The sequence below is a fragment of the Sphingomonas sp. PAMC 26605 genome (assembly GCF_000241485.1).
GTDB lineage: Bacteria > Pseudomonadota > Alphaproteobacteria > Sphingomonadales > Sphingomonadaceae > Sphingomonas.
Genome location: NZ_JH584241.1, coordinates 2,529,602 through 2,547,812, shown reverse-complemented (window position 1 = coordinate 2,547,812; position 18,211 = coordinate 2,529,602). Strand labels below are relative to the sequence as shown.

General features: G+C 67.2%; 11 protein-coding genes. 6 read left to right on the top strand and 5 right to left on the bottom strand.

Annotated elements, in window-relative coordinates:
- Positions 1–2: 2 nt before the first annotated feature.
- The gene (locus RH90_RS11890) at positions 3–1,019 is read right to left on the bottom strand and encodes a cupin-like domain-containing protein (RefSeq protein ID WP_010185893.1); all 1,017 of its coding nucleotides are present in this window, start codon (positions 1,017–1,019) and stop codon (positions 3–5) included.
- Positions 1,019–1,702: a SapC family protein gene (locus RH90_RS11885; protein ID WP_010185892.1), complete on the bottom strand. Its 684-nt coding sequence runs from the start codon at positions 1,700–1,702 to the stop codon at positions 1,019–1,021. Before RH90_RS11885 ends, RH90_RS11890 begins: the two co-directional genes overlap by 1 nt.
- 256 nt (positions 1,703–1,958) lie before the next feature.
- On the opposite strand from RH90_RS11885, the gene RH90_RS11880 reads away from it, so the two are divergent.
- Together RH90_RS11880 and RH90_RS11875 are read left to right on the top strand one after the other, a co-directional pair.
- A complete protein-coding gene (locus RH90_RS11880) occupies positions 1,959–5,018 on the top strand; it encodes a TonB-dependent receptor (RefSeq protein WP_010185891.1) in 3,060 nt (1,019 codons plus the stop codon).
- A 58-nt stretch (positions 5,019–5,076) separates the two neighbouring features.
- Positions 5,077–6,618 (top strand): tryptophan halogenase family protein, encoded by a 1,542-nt coding sequence (locus RH90_RS11875; RefSeq protein WP_010185890.1) that lies wholly within the window; start codon positions 5,077–5,079, stop codon positions 6,616–6,618.
- Positions 6,619–6,660: 42 nt separating this feature from the next.
- Here the strand turns inward: RH90_RS11875 and RH90_RS11870 are convergent, their stop codons facing one another.
- The gene (locus tag RH90_RS11870) at positions 6,661–8,313 is read right to left on the bottom strand and encodes a GH39 family glycosyl hydrolase (protein WP_029625268.1); all 1,653 of its coding nucleotides are present in this window, start codon (positions 8,311–8,313) and stop codon (positions 6,661–6,663) included.
- Positions 8,314–8,725: 412 nt separating this feature from the next.
- Here RH90_RS11870 and RH90_RS11865 point away from each other — a divergent pair, with 412 nt between their 5' ends.
- Positions 8,726–10,618, top strand: coding sequence for a sialate O-acetylesterase (locus tag RH90_RS11865; RefSeq protein WP_010185888.1), 1,893 nt, complete (start codon positions 8,726–8,728; stop codon positions 10,616–10,618).
- Between the two features lie 13 nt (positions 10,619–10,631).
- Here the strand turns inward: RH90_RS11865 and RH90_RS11860 are convergent, their stop codons facing one another.
- Together RH90_RS11860 and RH90_RS11855 are read right to left on the bottom strand one after the other, a co-directional pair.
- Positions 10,632–12,167 carry a glycosyl hydrolase family 8 gene (locus tag RH90_RS11860; RefSeq protein WP_010185887.1) on the bottom strand — a complete coding sequence of 512 codons (1,536 nt, stop codon included), beginning with the start codon at positions 12,165–12,167 and terminating at the stop codon, positions 10,632–10,634.
- A 111-nt stretch (positions 12,168–12,278) separates the two neighbouring features.
- The gene (locus RH90_RS11855) at positions 12,279–13,163 is read right to left on the bottom strand and encodes an alpha/beta hydrolase (RefSeq protein WP_029625266.1); all 885 of its coding nucleotides are present in this window, start codon (positions 13,161–13,163) and stop codon (positions 12,279–12,281) included.
- 165 nt (positions 13,164–13,328) lie between these two features.
- Between RH90_RS11855 and RH90_RS11850 the strand changes: the two genes are divergently transcribed.
- The 3 genes from RH90_RS11850 to RH90_RS11840 all read left to right on the top strand — a co-directional run bounded on the left by RH90_RS11850 (position 13,329) and on the right by RH90_RS11840 (position 18,168).
- On the top strand, positions 13,329–13,604 hold the full coding sequence (locus RH90_RS11850; RefSeq protein ID WP_029625265.1) for a hypothetical protein: 276 nt from the start codon (positions 13,329–13,331) through the stop codon (positions 13,602–13,604).
- Between the two features lie 131 nt (positions 13,605–13,735).
- Complete coding sequence (locus RH90_RS11845) at positions 13,736–14,992, top strand: TolC family protein (protein WP_010185885.1); 1,257 nt, start codon at positions 13,736–13,738, stop codon at positions 14,990–14,992.
- Entirely contained in the window at positions 14,989–18,168 is a 3,180-nt protein-coding gene (locus tag RH90_RS11840; protein WP_010185884.1) for an efflux RND transporter permease subunit, read from the top strand. The genes RH90_RS11845 and RH90_RS11840 overlap by 4 nt, the downstream gene beginning before the upstream one ends.
- The last annotated feature ends 43 nt before the right edge of the window (positions 18,169–18,211 follow it).

Genomic DNA, 18,211 nt, shown 5'->3' with positions numbered 1-18,211 from the left:
TGTCACCCGCCGCGCAGCAACTTCATCACCAGCGCGCGGATCCGGCCGTAATTGCCCTCGCGCAACGGCCCGAGGATGCCGTGCTGTGCGTCAGGAAGATGCGCGAGCGGATGCCCGTCGGGACGAAAGACGTAATGATCGAAGAAGGCGCGCCATGCCGCGCGCTCGGGCGCGGGACGCTCGGCGATCGCGATCATCGCAAGCAGCATCGCGGTATAGGGCTGGTCGGGGCCGCTGGCGAACCGGTCGAACCAATAATTGACCAGCACGTTGAACGGCGCCGTCGCCTCGACCGAATGCCACCACAGTTTGGGCAGATAGAGCGCGTCGCCCGGCGCCAAGTCGACGGTCAGCGCGCGCGGCCGGGCCGCCGCGAAATCGGGGTAGCGCGGATCCCCCGGCGCCGCGCTCGCGGCCAGGCTGATCGGCTGCCCGGCCATCGTATGATCGATCGGCCCGACATAGAGGTTGGCGATCGCGTCGGGCGGATAGAGCGTGAAGCGCCGCTGCCCGGCCACCACGCAGGCGATATTGTCGAACGTGTCGTAATGGCATGCCACTGCGGAGGCCGTGCCGATCCAGATCCGCGGGACGACGCTGCCGGCAAGCACCGACAACCGATTTTCCTCGGCGAACCCTGGCAGATAGGCGTCGGTCGGCAGCGAACCGACATAGACGGAGGGGCTCTGCGGCGTTCGCGCGGCGACGAAGATGCGCTCGAGCGCCTCGGCGAAACGCATCGTTTCGCGCGAAAAGTTAAAGCCGGCGAGATCGTCGGAATAGGCGTAGCGCCCCCCGACAACGGGCTCCGCGACGAATGCCTCGGCCGAACGCCCAGCGTCGAAGCGCGCGAGATAGGCGCCGAGCGCTTCGGGCACGGCCGCCTGCGCCACGGCGGGCCAGTCGCGGCACAGTCCGCGCAGGACGACGGGCTCGCACGCCGCAGCCAGGCGATCGAAGCGCACACTGTCGATCGACGCGCCGTCGAGCGTGGCGAGCCGAGGCGAGTCTTGCGCCATTATCCGGCGGAGAGGCTGTCGTTACGAATCCGCGCGAGCCGCGTCATGTGGTGCAGCGAGGCGATCACCGCGTAGATCGCCGCGAGATGCCCATCGCGGAAGAGTTCCACCGCGACGGCATCGTCGATATCGGCAAGCGCGTCGCGGCTGATCGTGTAAAGTCCGTCGAGCACCAGCCGGTCGCCATCGTCGAACTGGAACGACAGGTCGATCGGCTCGATCAGCTTGAGCGCGAGCAGCCGCTTGAGGAAGGTCTCGGTGTGCCCGAGCCCGGCATGCAACTGCCCGAGCGCGCGCTGGACCCGACGCAGCGCGGTCGCCGGTCGATCACCGTCCTCGAACAGCGCCTCGCCGACGCCCGACCCGAACCGCGCATGCTGCGGGTCGATCGCGATATCGTCCTGCACGATATAGAACCCGGCGCGCACCACGTCGAACAACTGGTCCGCGTCGGCGGAATCGGAAGCGTCCAGCGCCACGGTTTCGCCCGGCTTGAAGCCGAGCACGGTGCCGGCATAAAATTCGCCGGTCTCGGCGTTCTTGCAGAAGAAGATCGGGGATCGCGCCGCCACCCGCTCGAACTCGGCGAGCACGATCGGAATGAAATGGCGACCTCGCGCCGCCGGCGCGGCGACGCGCAACCCCGCGTGAAGCTGCGAGCTGAGTAGCTCCAGGTCCGGCATCCTACCACCTCTCCCATCGTCTTTTGTCCGCGGTGCTTGGCCGCGAGCCCCCCTGAATAGAGGCGACAGGGGATCTCGCAAGGGGCGCGGATGCAAAATGCTTTACACGGACAAATCTGCTTGCATCCGCCGTTTGGTAGCGATACCACATTCGTAAGCTTGATCCAGTTCACTGATCTGGCGCGGCACTGCACGACCTCCTGCATCAACGATGTGCAGGAGACGACACAATGATAAACTTCAGGAGGGGATTACGATGCGCGTAACCGTACAAGGGCTTGGACGACCGTCGAACTCGCAGCGCCGCAAGTGGGTGCTGGTAAGCGCCACCAGCCTATTCGCGCTGGTCTTGGCCGACCCGGCGTCCGCCCAATCGACCGACGCTCAGAATGCGCAAGCCGGCCAAGCCGGGCCGGTGCAACCCGCCGTTCCTGCCACCGCAAACGCGATTTCCGCGAGCCAGGCCGGCACGCCGCAGGACGCCGTGACGGCGCCCGACACCGCCAAGAGCAACACCGTCGACGACACGTCGCAGGACATCATCGTCACCGGTCTGCGCGGCTCGCTCCAGCGCAACCTCGACATCAAGCGCAACGCGACCGGCGTCGTCGATGCCATCTCGGCCGAGGATATCGGCAAGTTCCCCGATTCGAACGTCGCGGCGTCGCTCCAGCGCCTGCCGGGCGTGTCGATCCAGCGCGCCGGCACGCGCGGCGAAGCGACGGGTATCACCGTCCGTGGCTTCGGCGGCGATTTCAACACCACGCTGTACGACGGCCGCCGCATCTCGACCGGCACGGGCAGCCGCCAGATCGACTTCTCGACCGTCGGATCCGATTTCATCGGACAATTGAGCGTGCTCAAGACCCCCGACGTGTCGCTCACCGCGAGCTCGATCGGCGCGACGGTCAATATCGAATTTCCCAAGCCGTTCGATCATCCCGGCTTCCGGCTGGCCGCCAGCGGCTCGGGTTCGATCCAGGATCGCTCGGGCGACGTCGTCCCCACCGCCGGTCTGCTGTTGAGCGACACGTTCGCGAACAACACGCTGGGTGTGCTCGCCGACTTCATCTACACGCGCCGCGACACCGATTCGAACCGGGTTTCGGTGCAGGGCTGGCCGGGTGGCTTTTACGCGCCGTGCCAGTTGCAGGGCACGACCAGCACGAACTGCGCGCCGACCAGCGACGCGACGAGCGCTGCCTATGCCGATTCGCGCAACCGCCAGACGATCGCCGGCTTCTTCCCGCAGCAATATCTGATCAACAAGGAATCGACCAAGGACGAACGCTACGACGGCCGCATCGCGCTGCAGTGGCACCCGTCCGAAGACCTGATGGTCACGATCGACGACAATTTCTCGCGCCAGACCGTCGTCACCGACGTCAACAACGTCGGCTTCTGGTTCAATCAGGGCGCGCTGCGCAACGTCGTGCTCGACAAGAACGGCCAGCCGACCAATTTCACCCAGACCGGAACGCCGACCGATTTCGGGGCGCAGATCAACACCCAGGTGCTCCAGACCAACCAGATCGGCGGCAACGTCAAATGGGACGTGGGCGAACACTTCACGCTCGACGGCGATCTGTCCTATTCGAAGAGCTGGCTCAACCCGGACAAGGATACGATCGGCAGCCAGAGCGGTGACATCGGCTATGGCGGCGCGCTCGGCCTGACGACCGGGCTGCAGATCCTGGGCGACAGCACCAAGGCGTTCCCGGTGCTGACCGCTTACGGTCCGAGCGGGAACATGGCGAATTACGCCAATACCGCGCTGATCGGATCGCATGTCGCGGTCAATCAGACCCAGAACAACACCGACGAACTGAAGCAGGCGCGGTTGACCGCGACGTGGAAGCAGGACGACGTCACGCTCAAGGTCGGCGGCCAATATATCGAGGACCAGTTCCAGCTTTCGAACAAGAGCACCTTCACCAACAACTATTGGCAGGCCTATGCGGGCTATGGCGGTCCGTCGGGCAGCACGACCGGGATCAATCCGCTCCCGGCCAGCCTGTTCCAGGGAACGGTCGGCCTCGGCAACTTCATCCCGGGCTATAAGGGTTCGCTTCCGCCGGCGCTGCTCGTCTACAGCCCGATTGCGTTCCAGAACTTCCTGACCAGCCTCGGCAACCCGCAGACCAAGACGATCCCGGGATTCAACGCCGGCGCGAACATCCCGTCGTTTACGGGCGCCTTCGATCAGGCGGTCGATCCGGGCAGCGTCCAGACCATCAAGGAACAGACCTGGTCGCTGTATTTCAGCGCCGCGTTCAAGACCGAGATCGCCGGGATGCCGCTCAATTTCGCGGCGGGCGTCCGCAACGAGAATACGCATCTGACATCGGCCGGCCAGGGTCGCCTGCCGCTGGTGCTCAACACCAGCGCCGCCGATCCGACGCTGCTCTCGATCCCGGATACGGGCTACACCGCGGTGCAGTCGGTCACGAACCGGAGCAACTATTCATACCTGCTGCCATCGCTCGACGTGCGCCTTGGCGTCACCGACAAGCTCCAGGTGCGCTTCGATGCATCGCGTACGCTGACCCGCCCGAGCCTCAGCCTGCTGACACCGGTGCTCAATGTCGGCAACAGCCAGCGCATCGGGGCGCTGACGGCAACCGGCGGCAACCCCAACCTCAAGCCGTATCTTGCCGACAATTTCGATGTCGCCGCCGAATGGTATTACAAGCGCAACTCGTACCTCTCGGTCGATTTCTTCCTCAAGAACGTCAGCAACTTCATCGTCGGCGGCGTGACGCGTCAGGCCATCAACGGTGTGGTCGATCCGACCACCGGCCAGCTCGCCAGCTTCGCGGTGACGCAGCAGGTCAACGGACCGGATGCCACCGTGCGCGGGGTCGAGGTCGCGTGGCAGCAGGTGTTCGGCGAAACCGGATTCGGCTTCCAGGCCAATGCCACCTTCGTCGACACCAACAAGCCGTACGATCCGACCAACCTGTCGCAGACCGGCTTTGCCGTGACGGGTCTGGCGAATTCGGCGAACTTCGTCGGCTTCTACGACAAGCACGGCTTCCAGTTCCGCGCCGCGGTCAACTGGCGCGACAAGTATCTGCTCCAGTTCGGCCAGGCGCAGAATACCGGTCAGTTCGGGTCGGAGCCGACCTTCGTCAATTCGAGCCTCCAGCTCGACCTGACGAGCAGCTACGACATCAACAAGCACGTCAGCGTGTTCGGTGAAGTCCAGAACGTCAACGACAACCAGCAGAGCACGACCGGCCGCTTCGCCAATCAGCTGCTCGACGTCTACGACTATGGCCGGCGCTTCGTGTTCGGCGCGCACTATCGCTTCTAAGGGTCTCCCTCTGGGGGTGTCGGTTCCGGCACCCCCTTTTTTCTGGTAGTGCGGAGCGATGCAGAGCGTACAGAATATCGTCATCGTCGGCGGTGGCACCGCCGGCTGGCTCACCGCCGGGATCATCGCCGCGCGGCACAAAGGCCGGATGCCGGGCGGCTTCACCGTGACGCTGGTCGAATCCCCCACCACGCCGATCATCGGCGTCGGCGAAGGCACCTGGCCGACGCTGCGATCGACCTTGTCCAAGATCGGCGTCTCGGAAAGCGACTTCTTCCGCGAGTGCAACGCCTCGTTCAAGCAGGGCGCCCGCTTCGCGCGGTGGACGACGGGGGCCCCCGACGACGGCTATTACCACCCGCTGATGCTGCCTCAGGGCTTCGCGCGCATCAACCTTGCCGAGCATTGGCTCGCCGAGGGCAACGGACAGACCTTTTGCGACACCGTCACCCCGCAGGGTCTGCTCTGCGACGACGGGCTCGCGCCCAAGACGATCACGACGCCCGAATTCGAGGCGGTCGCCAATTACGCCTATCATCTCGATGCAGGCAAATTCGCCGGATTCCTGCAACGCCATTGCTGTGAAAAGCTCGGTGTCCGCCATGTGCTGGCCGACGTCCAGCATGCCACGCAGGCCGAGAATGGCGATATCCTGAGCGTCGTGACCGAACAGGCGGGCGAGATCCCCGGCGACCTGTTCGTCGATTGCACCGGCTTTGCCGCATTGCTGATCGGCAAGACGCTCGGCGTGCCGTTCAAGAGTTGCAGCGACACGCTGTTCTGCGACACCGCGCTTGCGGTGCAGATCCCCTATGACGATCCCGAAGACCCGATCGCGTCGCACACCATCTCGACCGCGCAGTCCGCCGGCTGGGTGTGGGACATCGGCCTTCCAACGCGCCGCGGTGTCGGCCATGTCTATTCGAGCAGCCATATTTCCGACGAGACCGCCGAGCGCGAGTTGCGCGCCTATCTCGGCCCGGCGGGCCGCGACCTCCCGGTGCGCAAGCTGGCGATCCGCGCCGGGCACCGCGAGACCTTCTGGAAGAACAATTGCGTCGCGATCGGTCTCGCCGCGGGGTTCCTCGAGCCGCTCGAAGCCTCCGCGATCGTGCTGATCGAGATGTCGGCGAAACTGGTCGCCGAACAGATGCCGGTCAACCGCGCGGTGATGGACATATTGGCGGCGCGCTTCAACGCGACGACGCACTATCGCTGGGGTCGCATCATCGATTTCCTCAAGCTGCATTATGTGCTGACCAAGCGCACCGACAGCGACTTCTGGCGCGACAATGTCCGCGCAGCGTCGATTCCCGATCGGCTGAAGGATCTGCTGACGCTGTGGAAATACCAGCCGCCCTGGTTCCACGACGAATTCGACCGCGTCGAGGAGGTATTCCCCGCGGCGAGCTATCAATATGTGCTGTACGGCATGGGTTTCAAAACCGACATCGCGCGCGATGCGATATCGGGGGAAACACGCCTGGCGCAACAAACACGTCGTGAGGCCGCGGTCCAGACCGAGCGGCTTCGCGGCGGCCTGCCGCGGCACCGCGACCTGATCCGCAAGATCGTCGAACACGGCCTGCCGACGATCTGAGCCGCCCCCGGTATCGCTTCCGTCACCGTAGCCGTCGCGGGGTTACGGCTCCACTTCGATCAGCGCGACCCCCTGACGCGGGATCGTGACGTCGGTCACGCCGGCGGTCAGCGCCAGCGGTTCGGCCACCAGCTGCGAGGCCGCGCGCAAGTGGGCGACCTGATCGACGCTCGGACGCGCCGGACGGCCCATCGCCTGCCACGCCCCGAACGCATTGGCGTGACTTGCGTCGACCCGCCACAGCCGGGCGCTCGCGCCGTGCTTGCCGGCGAGCGTCAGGTGCACCGCGGCGGCGGGACCCGGCACGTCGTCGTCGTGATAGTTCCACAACAGCATCGCGACTTTGCCCGCGTCCGAGCGCGTCGCGAGCACGCCGATGTCGGGGCGGCCGCGCACGCCGTCGCGCACGATCGCGTCGAGCGCGATCTCGCCATCGCTGGTCGCGGCGATCTGTTGCTCGCCGAGCCGCGCGAACAGCCGGAAGACGTTGAGCACCGCGAGATCGACGCCGTTGCTCGCAAGCTGACGATAGCCGGCGAACCACGGCTGACCGACGAAGGTGAACGACCAGGACAGTGCGCCCGCGAGCCACACGTCGCGCCGCCGCGCGAGCGTCCACAGCCGTGCATAGCTCGCCGCGGTGTAACTCGCGTACAACGGGCCGTTGCGATAGGCATTGGCGGGCCCGGGACAGGCCGCGCACCCTTCCGGATCGTTCTCGCCGATCACGATCGGCGTGTGCGCGAGCGCGGGCAGCGCGGCGATCTTGGCGAAGCCCGCATCGGCGGTCTGCAACTGGTTGGCGATTCCCATGCGGACATGGCCGTCGATCACGCTCGGCTGGCCCTTGGCGTGGAACGAGACGAAATCGGTCGGCGTACCGGTCTTGCCCGTGGCGAAGTTCGTGCCCGTGGTGACGTGCTTCAGGAAGCCGTCCATGAACGCGTCGCCCGATCCCGCGACGTCGGGGCCGCCGACGCGCGCGCTCGGCAAGGCGCGGCGCACGGCGGCGATCGCCACGTCGTGCAGCCGGTAGAATTGCTGCGGATCGCCCGACCAGTAGAAATCGAGATTGGGCTCGTTCCATACCTCGAAATACCAGCGGTCGACCTCGGCGCGGCCGTAGCGCGCGACGCTGTGGCGGGTGAATTGATAGATCAGTTCACCCCATTTGGCGTAGTCGCGCGGCGGATAGTTCCAGCCGCCCGTGCCATTGCCCTTGGGCCCGTCCGCGGCCCATGGCCGGCGATACGGAACGTCGGCAGGCGCCGAGGACAATGCCTGCGGCATGAAGCCGAGCTCGAGATAGGGATGCAGCCCGCGCGCGCGATAGGTGTCGAGGATTCGGTCGACGATGTGCCAGTCATAGACCGGTTTGCCGTCCCGCTCGGTATAGATGTTGGTGCTGCCCCATTTGAAATCGGCGGTGCCATCGCCGCTCGTCAGCAGATTGTGCGCGCGGAAATAGACCGAGTCGGGTCGCAACTGACCGAGTTCGAGCAGCAGCTTGGCGCCATCGGGCGCGGTCGCGTAGTTCGGTTCGTCGGCACCAAAGAAGCGCCAGATCGGCGGCAGCGGCGCGACGGGGCGATCTGCCGCGACGCGCACCGACACGGGCAACGGCACGGTGTCGGGCGGCGGTGCCGCGCCGACCAACAGACTCGCGCCAGCTAATAGCGACAGCAATGCTCGCATCGAATCCTCCTCAGGCGCGGCGCGCGGCGCCCGGCACGCCGCTTCGGCCGCAGGGAGCGCCCAGTGGCCCGTCGTCATTCTCGCGCAACCGCTCGACAAGGCCGACAACGGATGTGCCGGCGCGGTCGATACCGGGCACCCGCGAGCTGTGCTCGGCGCCACCATATCGCGCGTATCCCCGCGTCTTCACAGGACACCAGAAAGCCTTGCGCTTTCTTTTCTATTGTCTGACTATAATCCGCGAGCCGCGGCGTCAATGGACGGCGCAAGGCAGGGTAATCGGTCTGGAGAGATCTCAATGCGACGCAGCTTAACGACGGCGACGCCTTGTGTCGCAAAGCGAGTTCCGCTGCCGTCACGGGGATCGCGCCGCCCTGCCCTGCTTGCCGCAGCGGCGCTGCTGATCCCGGCGATGGCCAGCCCCGCATTCGCCGCGCCGAAGCTCGACGGGCTCCTCGCCGACCATGCCGTCGTCCAGCGCAACCAGCCGATCGTGGTGAGCGGCGAGGCGGTCGCGGGCGAGCCGGTGACGGTCGTGCTTGCCGGCCAGGGCGCACAGACCCGCGCGCAGCGCGACGGCAAATTTCGCGTCACGCTTCCGCCGCTGCCGGCCGGCGGCCCCTATGACCTGATCGTGATGGCGCCGAGTGGCACCACGCCGATCCACGATGTGCTGATCGGCGACGTCTACCTGTGCTCGGGCCAAAGCAACATGGAATTGCCGGTCGAGCGGGCGCAGGATGCGGGGGGTGCGATCATGGCGCCGGGCGACGACCAGCTGCGTCTGGTAACCGTCGCGAAAGTGACCGCGACCAATCCGCTCGACCGCTTCGCGCAGCCGCCGGCCTGGGCGGCGGCCGGCCCCAAGACCGTCGGCGGCTTCTCTGCGGCATGCTTCTATATGGTGCAGGCGTTGCGCAAGGTCGCGCACGTCCCGATCGGGGCGATCCATTCGAGCTGGGGCGGCTCGCAAATCGCGGCGTGGATGGGCGAGGATGCGCAGCGCGCGGTCGGGCGCGGCGCGCAGGTCGATCTGCTCAAGCTTTACGCGCGTGATCCGGCCGCCGCGGGGCGCGCCGCGAGCCTTGGCTGGGAGCGCTGGTGGCGCGACAAGACCGGCGACACGCCGGGGCACGAACCGTGGCAGCCCGATGCCGCGCTCGACTGGCACGCGGTGCCGAAGATCGATTTCTACGAAAACTGGGGCGTGCCCGAGCTCGAAACCTATCTCGGCATGCTCTGGTATCAGAAGACCGTGACGCTCAGCGCCGCCCAGGCGCAGCAGATGGCGACGATCGCGATCGGCGCGATCGACGATGCCGACCGCACCTGGATCAACGGCAAGCCCATCGGCGGGCGCGGCGGCTGGGACGCGCGGCTCTACACCGTCCCCGCCGGCACCTTGGTTGCCGGGCGCAATGTCATCACCGTCAATGTCGAGAATGCCTATTCGACCGGCGGGATGCCGGGGCCGGCCGATGCGATGAAGCTGACCTTCGCCGATGGCAGCGTCGTGCCGCTCGGCACGGACTGGCGCTATGCGCTCGCCAAGCGCACGGGCGGCACCGCGCCGCGCGTGCCGTGGGACGAGATCACGGGCGCGGGCACGATCTACAATGCGATGATCGCCCCGCTGGGCCAGACCGGTCTTGCCGGCGTCGCCTGGTATCAGGGCGAGTCCGACACCGACATCCCCGGCTATGCCGATCGCATGAAGGCGCTGATCGCCGAATGGCGGCGGCAGTTCGCCGTGCCGCACTTGCCCTTCGCGCTGGTTTCGCTCGCGGGCTTCGGCACGCCGGCGACCAGCCCGGGCGAAAGCGGCTGGGCGCGGGTGCGCGACGACCAGCGCCGCGTCGCGCAGGACGACGGGCATAGCGCGCTCGCGCTGGCGATCGACCTCGGCGACCCGCTCGATATCCATCCCGGCGAAAAGCATGAGATCGGACGCCGGCTCGCGCGCGCGATGGGCGCGCTCGTCTACGGCCAGACGGCGCCGGCCTCGGGCCCGCAAGGAGTCGCTGCGGCGCGCGATACCGGCGGCGGCGTCACGGTGCGCTTCACCGGCGTGACCGGAGCGCTCCACCCCCGCAGCGCAGCGCAGGCGATCGGCTTCGAGCTGTGCGGCGCGGAAGCGGGATCGTGTCGCTACGCCGCTGCGACCGCGTCGGGCGACCATGTCACGCTCGCCGGCGACGGCCGCCCGGTCGCACGGGTGCGCTATGCCTGGGCGGATTTCCCCGTCGTCAATCTGGTCGACGATGCGCAATTGCCCGCCGGACCGTTCGAGCTGGCGGTCCGATAGCCGCCGACCCGGCTCACTGGGGTGGGTCGGGTCGGTCGATCACGCGGAACTGGCCGCTGCAATGCATCACGCTTAGCAGTTGCAGCATGCCGTCGAAATAGCGCTGCTCGCCGGTCGGAACGGGCATGTCCCACAAGGCGCGCAGGAACGCCTTCGAATTGGGTCCCGGCGTCGCGGCGAAGCCACCGACCGCGGTGGCGGCGACCATCCCCATCGAGTGCCGCGTCGACAGCGCCGTGCCGTCGAGCGTGTAGCGATCGGCGAAGCGGTCGATCCCCTGCCGCGCGAGGAACGCCTGGATGCGGTCGCTCAGCACGCGCTGGCGCGGGTCCTTGCCCCACCAGCTATAGTCGACCGACCAGTTGCTCGCGGTACGCCAGCTGTCATAGCCGAACGGATCGGGCGTACCCGCGCGCGTCAGCATCGTCGACCCGTCGAAATGGCTGCGATCGGGCGCGAGACCGGTCTTCGGGTCGGTCACCCGGACGAACAGGTCACGGCTGACATCGGCCGCCGCCGCCCAGAACGCACGGTCCTCGACCGGCCCCCAGCGCGACCATAGCTCGTAAAACGCCGGGAGATGGTAGGACGCATCGGTGCCGTCGACATTGGTTTCGGCGACGAAGCGGACCATCGGGTGCGCCTCGTCGACCATCGGACCGACGCGCGTCTCGCGCGGCCGATTGTCGGGGTGATAGGGCGGCCAGAGCGTGCCGTCCTTCGCTGTCTGCGCCGCCATCGCGCGGTTGTTGATGCTCGGCCATGGCGCGTCGGGCACGACGAACGGCGGGTCCTGCGGATGGATGCGGAACGGCGAAGTGCCGCTCAGCACTGGATGATGCCGCATCCCGCGCAGGATCGTGTCGGCCTCGGCCTGATAATTGTAAATGCCCGCGCCATTGCCCCAGCGCCGCGCCGCGAAGTACAGCGCCATGGCATAATATTCCTCGCCGTCGGGCGCGGCGCCGACCGAGCGCGGCGATCCGTCGGTGCCCATCGACCAGGCGAAATAGCCGACCGAAGGGTTGTGCGGATCGGTGATCAGCATGTGCGTCTTCGACCAGTTCCACAGCGCGTCGAACTCGCGCTTCTTGCCGAGCTGGACGGCGATCATCATGCCGTAGCTCATGCCTTCGGTGCGGGCATCGTTGTTCGCCCAGTCGGTGACATAGGCGAGCGGGCCGTTGCCATTGGCGCCGCTTTCGAAATAGATGCGCTGCTCCTGCCCGTCGCCGTAGAAGAGCTGATGGAAGATCGCCGCGACTTTCGCCTTGGTCTGCGCGTCGGTGACGCCGAGCTGTTCGGCAAACAGGTTGCGATAGTGCCCGGTGTGCACCGCGCCGCTGCCCTCACCCGGGAAGCGCTTGATCGGACCGAGCGGGGCATCACGGTGGCCGGTGTCGATCGTGCCCGGCGGCGGTGTCGAGGCGGCGCTTTGCGCGGCGGCGGCGCCGGTCGGGCCCGAAGCCAGCAACACCAGCGAACCCGCAGTGCCCGCCAGCGCGCGTCGAACGCGACGGTGGCTGCGAAGCGGCGAACCTAGCGGCATTTTCTTCTCCCTTGTGCCTACCGGTCTCACGCCGGCGAACGACTATGGGTCATATGGTAGCGCTATCGCAATAGCCAGCAGCTTCGCCGTCGGATCACCGCCCCATGCGATTCATCCGCCCCGCTGCGGCTCCAGCCACCCGCCGTCCGCGAGCCAATCCTGCAGCCGGTCGGGCCAATGCAGGATCGAGATCCGGTTGGACTCGTCGAGATTGAAGGCGTGGCCGCTCTCGGCATACATATGGAGTTCGGCCGAAACGCCCGCCTTGCGCAATTGCTCGTAGAGCGCGACCGACGGTGTCGCGCAGCACGGATCGATCGACCCCGCCACGATGAAGGCCGGCGGCGCGTGCGCGACGTCGGTTGCGGGAATGCCGCGCGGCCCCGGGAACACCTGGACCTGGAAGTCGGGGCGTGCCGATTCGCGGTCGATCGTATCGACCGACGGTCGCCCCGGCGGCGCGGGATTGTCGGCGATCAGCGAGACCAGCTCGCCACCCGCCGAAAAGCCCATCACCCCGACACGGTGCGGATCGACGCCGTATTGCGCGGCATGGGAGCGGACCCACCGCACCGCGCGACGCGCGTCGTCCGCCGCGTCGCCTTCGACCGAATATCGCGAACCGGGTTCGTTCGCGAGCCGGTATTTCACGACGAAGGCCGAGACACCCATGCGATTGAGCGCGGTCGCGACCTTGGTTCCCTCGTTCGTGTAGACGAGGAGCTTGTGCCCGCCGCCCGGAAATATGACGATGGCCGTACCGCTATTGTGCGCCGGCTTGGCGGGAAACACGCTCACCGACGGGCGATGGATATTGCGCACCCAATAGTCGCGCCCGATTTCACCCTCGGCCCCGCGCGTGCCGACCCCGGGCGCGCCGTTCGGCCAGAGCGGAACGCTGACCGGCGGCGTGTCCTGCACAGGGGGCGGATCCTGTGCAACGCTCGGCGCCGACAGCGCGAGCAGTACGAGCGTCAATAGCGCGGCAACTTTCATTTTGGGTCCCATCAGAGGTATCGAACATCCTCGGCGGTACGCCGAACGCGGGGACATCGCCAGACACTTCGCCCTATAAACCGAGGAAACTGCTCGTCTTTCGCGCGTCTCGGGCGAAATTCGCTGCGCAGGCATTCTTCTCCCGCTCACCGCGGCCTGTCGCCAGTGGATCGCACAGGACCGGCGCGTCAGGACTGGCTGGCACGCAATCTCGAGACGCCTCTCTTCCCGCGCGAACTGGACACGCGCGCCGATGCCGTCGCGCTGTGCGAGCGATTGGTCGACATGGGAGTCTCTTCCCGCGGACCGCCGTGGAATTCGGCAATGCGGCTGGTGCGGATGATCATGCTGGCACGGCAAACCGACGACACGCAGATGCCCCGCAAGCGCTCGGCGATCGCATCGGACGTCCGATCCAGCGGCTGTCTACAGGCGCTTTGAGGATCGCGCGCGGAGCCCAATGTGCGATCCTGACGCGTTCGACCGATACGGACCCTTCTGTCTGAACTCGTGTTTAGTCGACGCGAGCGCGCGCGCCGTTAACGCGAGCGGTTCGGACTGAAGGAACTAGCATGCGGAATCTTGCCTTGGCGATGGTGCTCGCCGCCATGCCGACGATGGCGGCGGCGCAGGAGGCGACGGGGATGTCGCTCGACCGGCTCGCGCAGGACGTGATCGCGAACAACCCCGAACGCCAATTCTATCAGCGCCAGATCGAGACCGCCGGGGTCGAGCGCACCGCTGCGGGGCGCTGGGCCGATCCCGAGGCGGTGGTCGAATTCGGCCAGCGCAGCGCGAGCGATCGCACTACCGGCGCGCCGATCGGCGACGGGCAGACCTATGCCGTGTCGATCGTCCAGCCGATCGAATTCGGCGGCCGCATCGCGCTGCGCCGCGCGATCGCCGAGCGGCAGATCGACCTCGCCAGGATCGGCCTCCAGCAATTCGACGCGACGCTTGCCGCGCGGGCGCGCTCGCTCGGCTACGGCCTGTTCGCCGCCGACGAGAAGGCCGCTGTCGCGCGCACCGTCGCGACGCGGATGCGCGAGCTTTCGCGCGTCCTCGTCGCGCGCGATCCCGCCGGCCCTGCCCCGCGGCTCGAAGCGGCGTCGCTCCAGGCCGGCGCGATCAATGCCGAGCGCGTTGCGGCGATGGCCGATGCCGAGGCGAATTCGGCGCTGTACGAGCTCAACCAGTTGCGCGGCGCGCCGTTCGCGGCGCGGATCCGGGTCATCCGCCCCGACATGCGGCTGCCCGATCTGCCCTCGGGCGCATCGCTCGCGGCGAGTGCGACCGCGAACAATTTCGAGCTGAAGTCGCTGCGCGCGCAGTTCGAGCAGCAGGGCCTGCGCGTCGATCTCGCGCGCAAATCGCGGATTCCGGTCGTCGGCGTCGGTCCCTATTACGACCGTGCGCGCTCGGACATTCGCGAGACCAATTACGGCGTGCGCCTTTCGACCACGCTGCCGGTATGGAACCGCCAGGCGGGCGACGTCGCCGCCGAGCAGGGCCGCCAGGCGCAGGCCAACGCCACGCTGATCAACGCCGAACGCCGGATCGAGCGCGACGTGTTCGACCAGGCGGCGCAATATGAGGCCAAGCGCAAGGCGCTCGGTCAATGGTCGGGCAGCACGCCGCAGAGCTTTGCCGATGCCGCCGCCGACGCCGATCGCAATTACCGGCTCGGCGCGATCCCGCTGACGATCTACATGCAGATGCAGCAATCCTATATCGAGGCGACCAACGCGGTGCTCGACACGCGGCGCGAGGCGCTCGAGGCGTTGCTCCAGCTCCGCGCGCTCAACGGCGGGACCGCGCTCGCGCGATGATCGGCGGGTTGCTCGCGCTCGTGACGCGCCACCGCCTGGCGGTGGCGATCGTCACCGCCATCGTCGCCATGCTCGGCATGGGGGCCTATTCGGCGCTCAAGATCGACGCGATTCCCGATATCACCGGCGTCCAGGTCCAGATCAACACGATGGTCCCCGCGCTAGCGCCCGAGGAGATCGAGCGGCTCGCGACGCTGCCGATCGAGCGCGCGATGGCGGGCCAGCCCGGCTTGCAGGAAACGCGCTCGCTGACCAAGACCGGGCTGAGCCAGGTCACCCTGCTCTACAAGGACGGCACCGACCAGTTGCGCGCGCGCCAGCTCGTCTCCGAGCGGATCCAGGCGGTGCGCGACCAGCTCCCGCCGGGCGCCTCGCCGCAGCTCGCGCCGATCACGACGGGCTTGGGCGAGATCTATTACTACACGCTCGAATGGAAGAAGCCGCCGCCCGGCTATGACGCGCAACGCCAGCTGATGGAACTGTACGAGGCGCAGGAATATACCGTCCGCCCGATGCTGCGCGCGGTGACCGGTGTCGCCGACGTCAACTCGAACGGCGGGATGGAGCAGCAATTCGTCGTCCAGCCCGACCCCGCGCGCCTCACGCTGCACGGCGTGACGGCAGGCGAGCTCGCCGATGCGGTCGGCAAGAATGTCGAGAATGCCGGCGGCGGGATCATCGTGCGCGGGCCCGAGCGCTTCACCGTGTTGACCAAGGCGCGCGTCACCAATGCGACCGAGATCGGCTCAATCCCGGTCAAGTTCGCCGCCGGCGTGCTGCCGCTGCAGGTGCGCGATCTGGCGAATGTCGTGATCGGCTCGGCCCCGCGCCAGGGCGCGGCGACGCAGAACGGGCGCGAGACCGTGCTCGGCACAGTGATGATGCTCGTCGGCCAGAACAGCCGCGAGGTCGCGCTGCGCGTGCAGGACGCTCTGCCCGACATCCAGGCGGCACTGCCCAAGGGCATGGTGCTCGACCGGCAATACAGCCGCGCCGACCTGGTCGACCGCGCGATCTCGACGGTCGAGCATAATCTCGGCGAAGGCGCGTTGCTCGTCGCGCTGGTGCTGCTCGTCGTGATGGGCAATTGGCGCGCGGCGCTGATCGTCGCGCTCGTCATCCCCCTCGCCTTTCTTGTCACCGTCTCGGGCATGACCGCGATCGGCGTTTCGGGGAACCTGATGAGTCTCGGCGCGCTCGATTTCGGGCTGATCGTCGACGGGGCGATCGTCGTGGTCGAGAACAGCCTGCGCCTGCTCGCCGAACGCCGCCGCGACAAGGGCGAGGACCTCACGCCCGAGGAACGCCGCCAGACCGTCGCCGACGCGGCGCGGATGGTCGCGCGCCCGACGCTGTTCGGCATCGTCATCATCGCGCTGGTCTACGTGCCCGTGCTCAGCCTCGGCGGGGTCGAGGGCAAGCTGTTCCAGCCGATGGCTCAGGCGGTGATGCTCGCGATCTTCGCCGGGCTGATCTGGACCTTCACGATCGTCCCCGCGCTCGCCGCCTGGCTGCTGCGCGCGCCGACCGGCGAGGCCGGCGACACCCGCAAGAAGGGGCTGATCGGCTATGCCGAGCGCGGCTATGTGCCCGTACTCGAACGCGCGCTCGCGCATCCCAAGCTGCTCGTGCTCGGCGCGCTGATCCTGCTGGCGGGGACGTTCCTCGTGTTCCGCACGCTCGGCTCGCAATTCACGCCGCAGCTCGACGAAGGGTCGATCACCGCGATGGTGTATCGCCCGGTTGGCATGTCGCTCGACCGCAGCCTTGCGATCGAAGCCGAGACCGAGCGTCAGATTAAGCGCCAGTTCCCGCAGGTGACGCACACCTTCTCGCGGATCGGCACGAGCGAGGTCGCGACCGATCCGATGCCGCCGAACGAGAACGATCTCTACATCTTCTATGCGCCGCTCAAGGACTGGCCGACGGGTCAGGGCATGCCCAAGACCAAGGAGGAACTTGTCGCGGGGATCGAGAAGGTCGGGCGGAAGGTCTATAAGGGCCAGACGTTCGAGTTCGCGCAGCCGATCGAGATGCGCTTCAACGAGATGCTCGAGGGCGTCCGCGCCGACGTCTCGGTCAAGGTGTTCGGCGAGGATTACGACGTGCTCGAACGCGCGGCGAAGCAGGCGAAGGCGATCCTCGAGAAGCAGCCGGGCACCGCAGGGGTCGAGTTCGAGACCGCCGGACGCCCGAAAAGCATCGTCGTCGAACTCGACCATGCCGCACTCAACCGGCTCGGGCTCGGCACCGCCGAGGTCAACAAGGCGATCACCGATGCGATCGCGGGCACCGAGGAAGGCTTCATCCCGCACGAGGAAGCGCGCCACATGATCGTCGTGCGGATGAAGGAAGACCTGCGCGCCGACCCCGCTTCGATCCTCGCCCTCCCTTTGCGTGTCGGCGAATACGGCATGGTGCCGCTGTCGCGCGTCGCGCATCTGCGCACGATCCGCGCGGTCGAGCCGATCCTCCACGACGGCGGCAAGCGGCGCGCGGCGTTGATGGTCAATCTCAAGACCAGTGATCTCGCCGGCTACGTCAAGAAGGCGCGTGCCGAGGTCGAGCAGCAGGTCAAGCTGCCGCCGGGCTATCGCATCGAATTCGGTGGGCAGTTCCACCAGCTCGAGGCGGCGCAGAAGCGGCTGTCGATCGTCGTGCCGGCGGCGCTGATCCTGATCTTCCTGCTGGTCTATGCCGCGCTCGGCAGCGTCAAGGAGGCGGCGATCGTCTATACCGGGATCCCGTTCGCGGTGACCGGTGGCGTGCTCGCGCTGTGGCTGCGCGGGATGCCCTTCTCGATCACCGCGGCGATCGGCTTCATCGCGCTGTCGGGGATCGCGATGCTCAACGGGCTGGTGCTGATCGACCATATCAACAGCCTGCGCGACGGGCGCGATGGCGATGCGCTGCCGGTCGACGAGGCGGTGCGCCAGGGCGCGCACGATCGGTTGCGGCCGGTGCTGTCGACAGCGCTGGTGGCGTCGATCGGCTTCGTGCCGATGGCGATCGCGAGTGGTGCAGGTGCGGAAGTCCAGCGCCCGCTGGCGACGGTGGTGATCGGCGGGATCGTCACTTCGACATTGCTGACGCTGGTGCTGCTGCCGAGCCTGTATCGCTGGCTGGTGCGGGAAGTTGGGAAGGCAAAACCGAAGGACACGACGGCTGCCGACTGACCCCACCACCCGCCGTCACCCCGGCCTCGTGCCGGGGTCCACC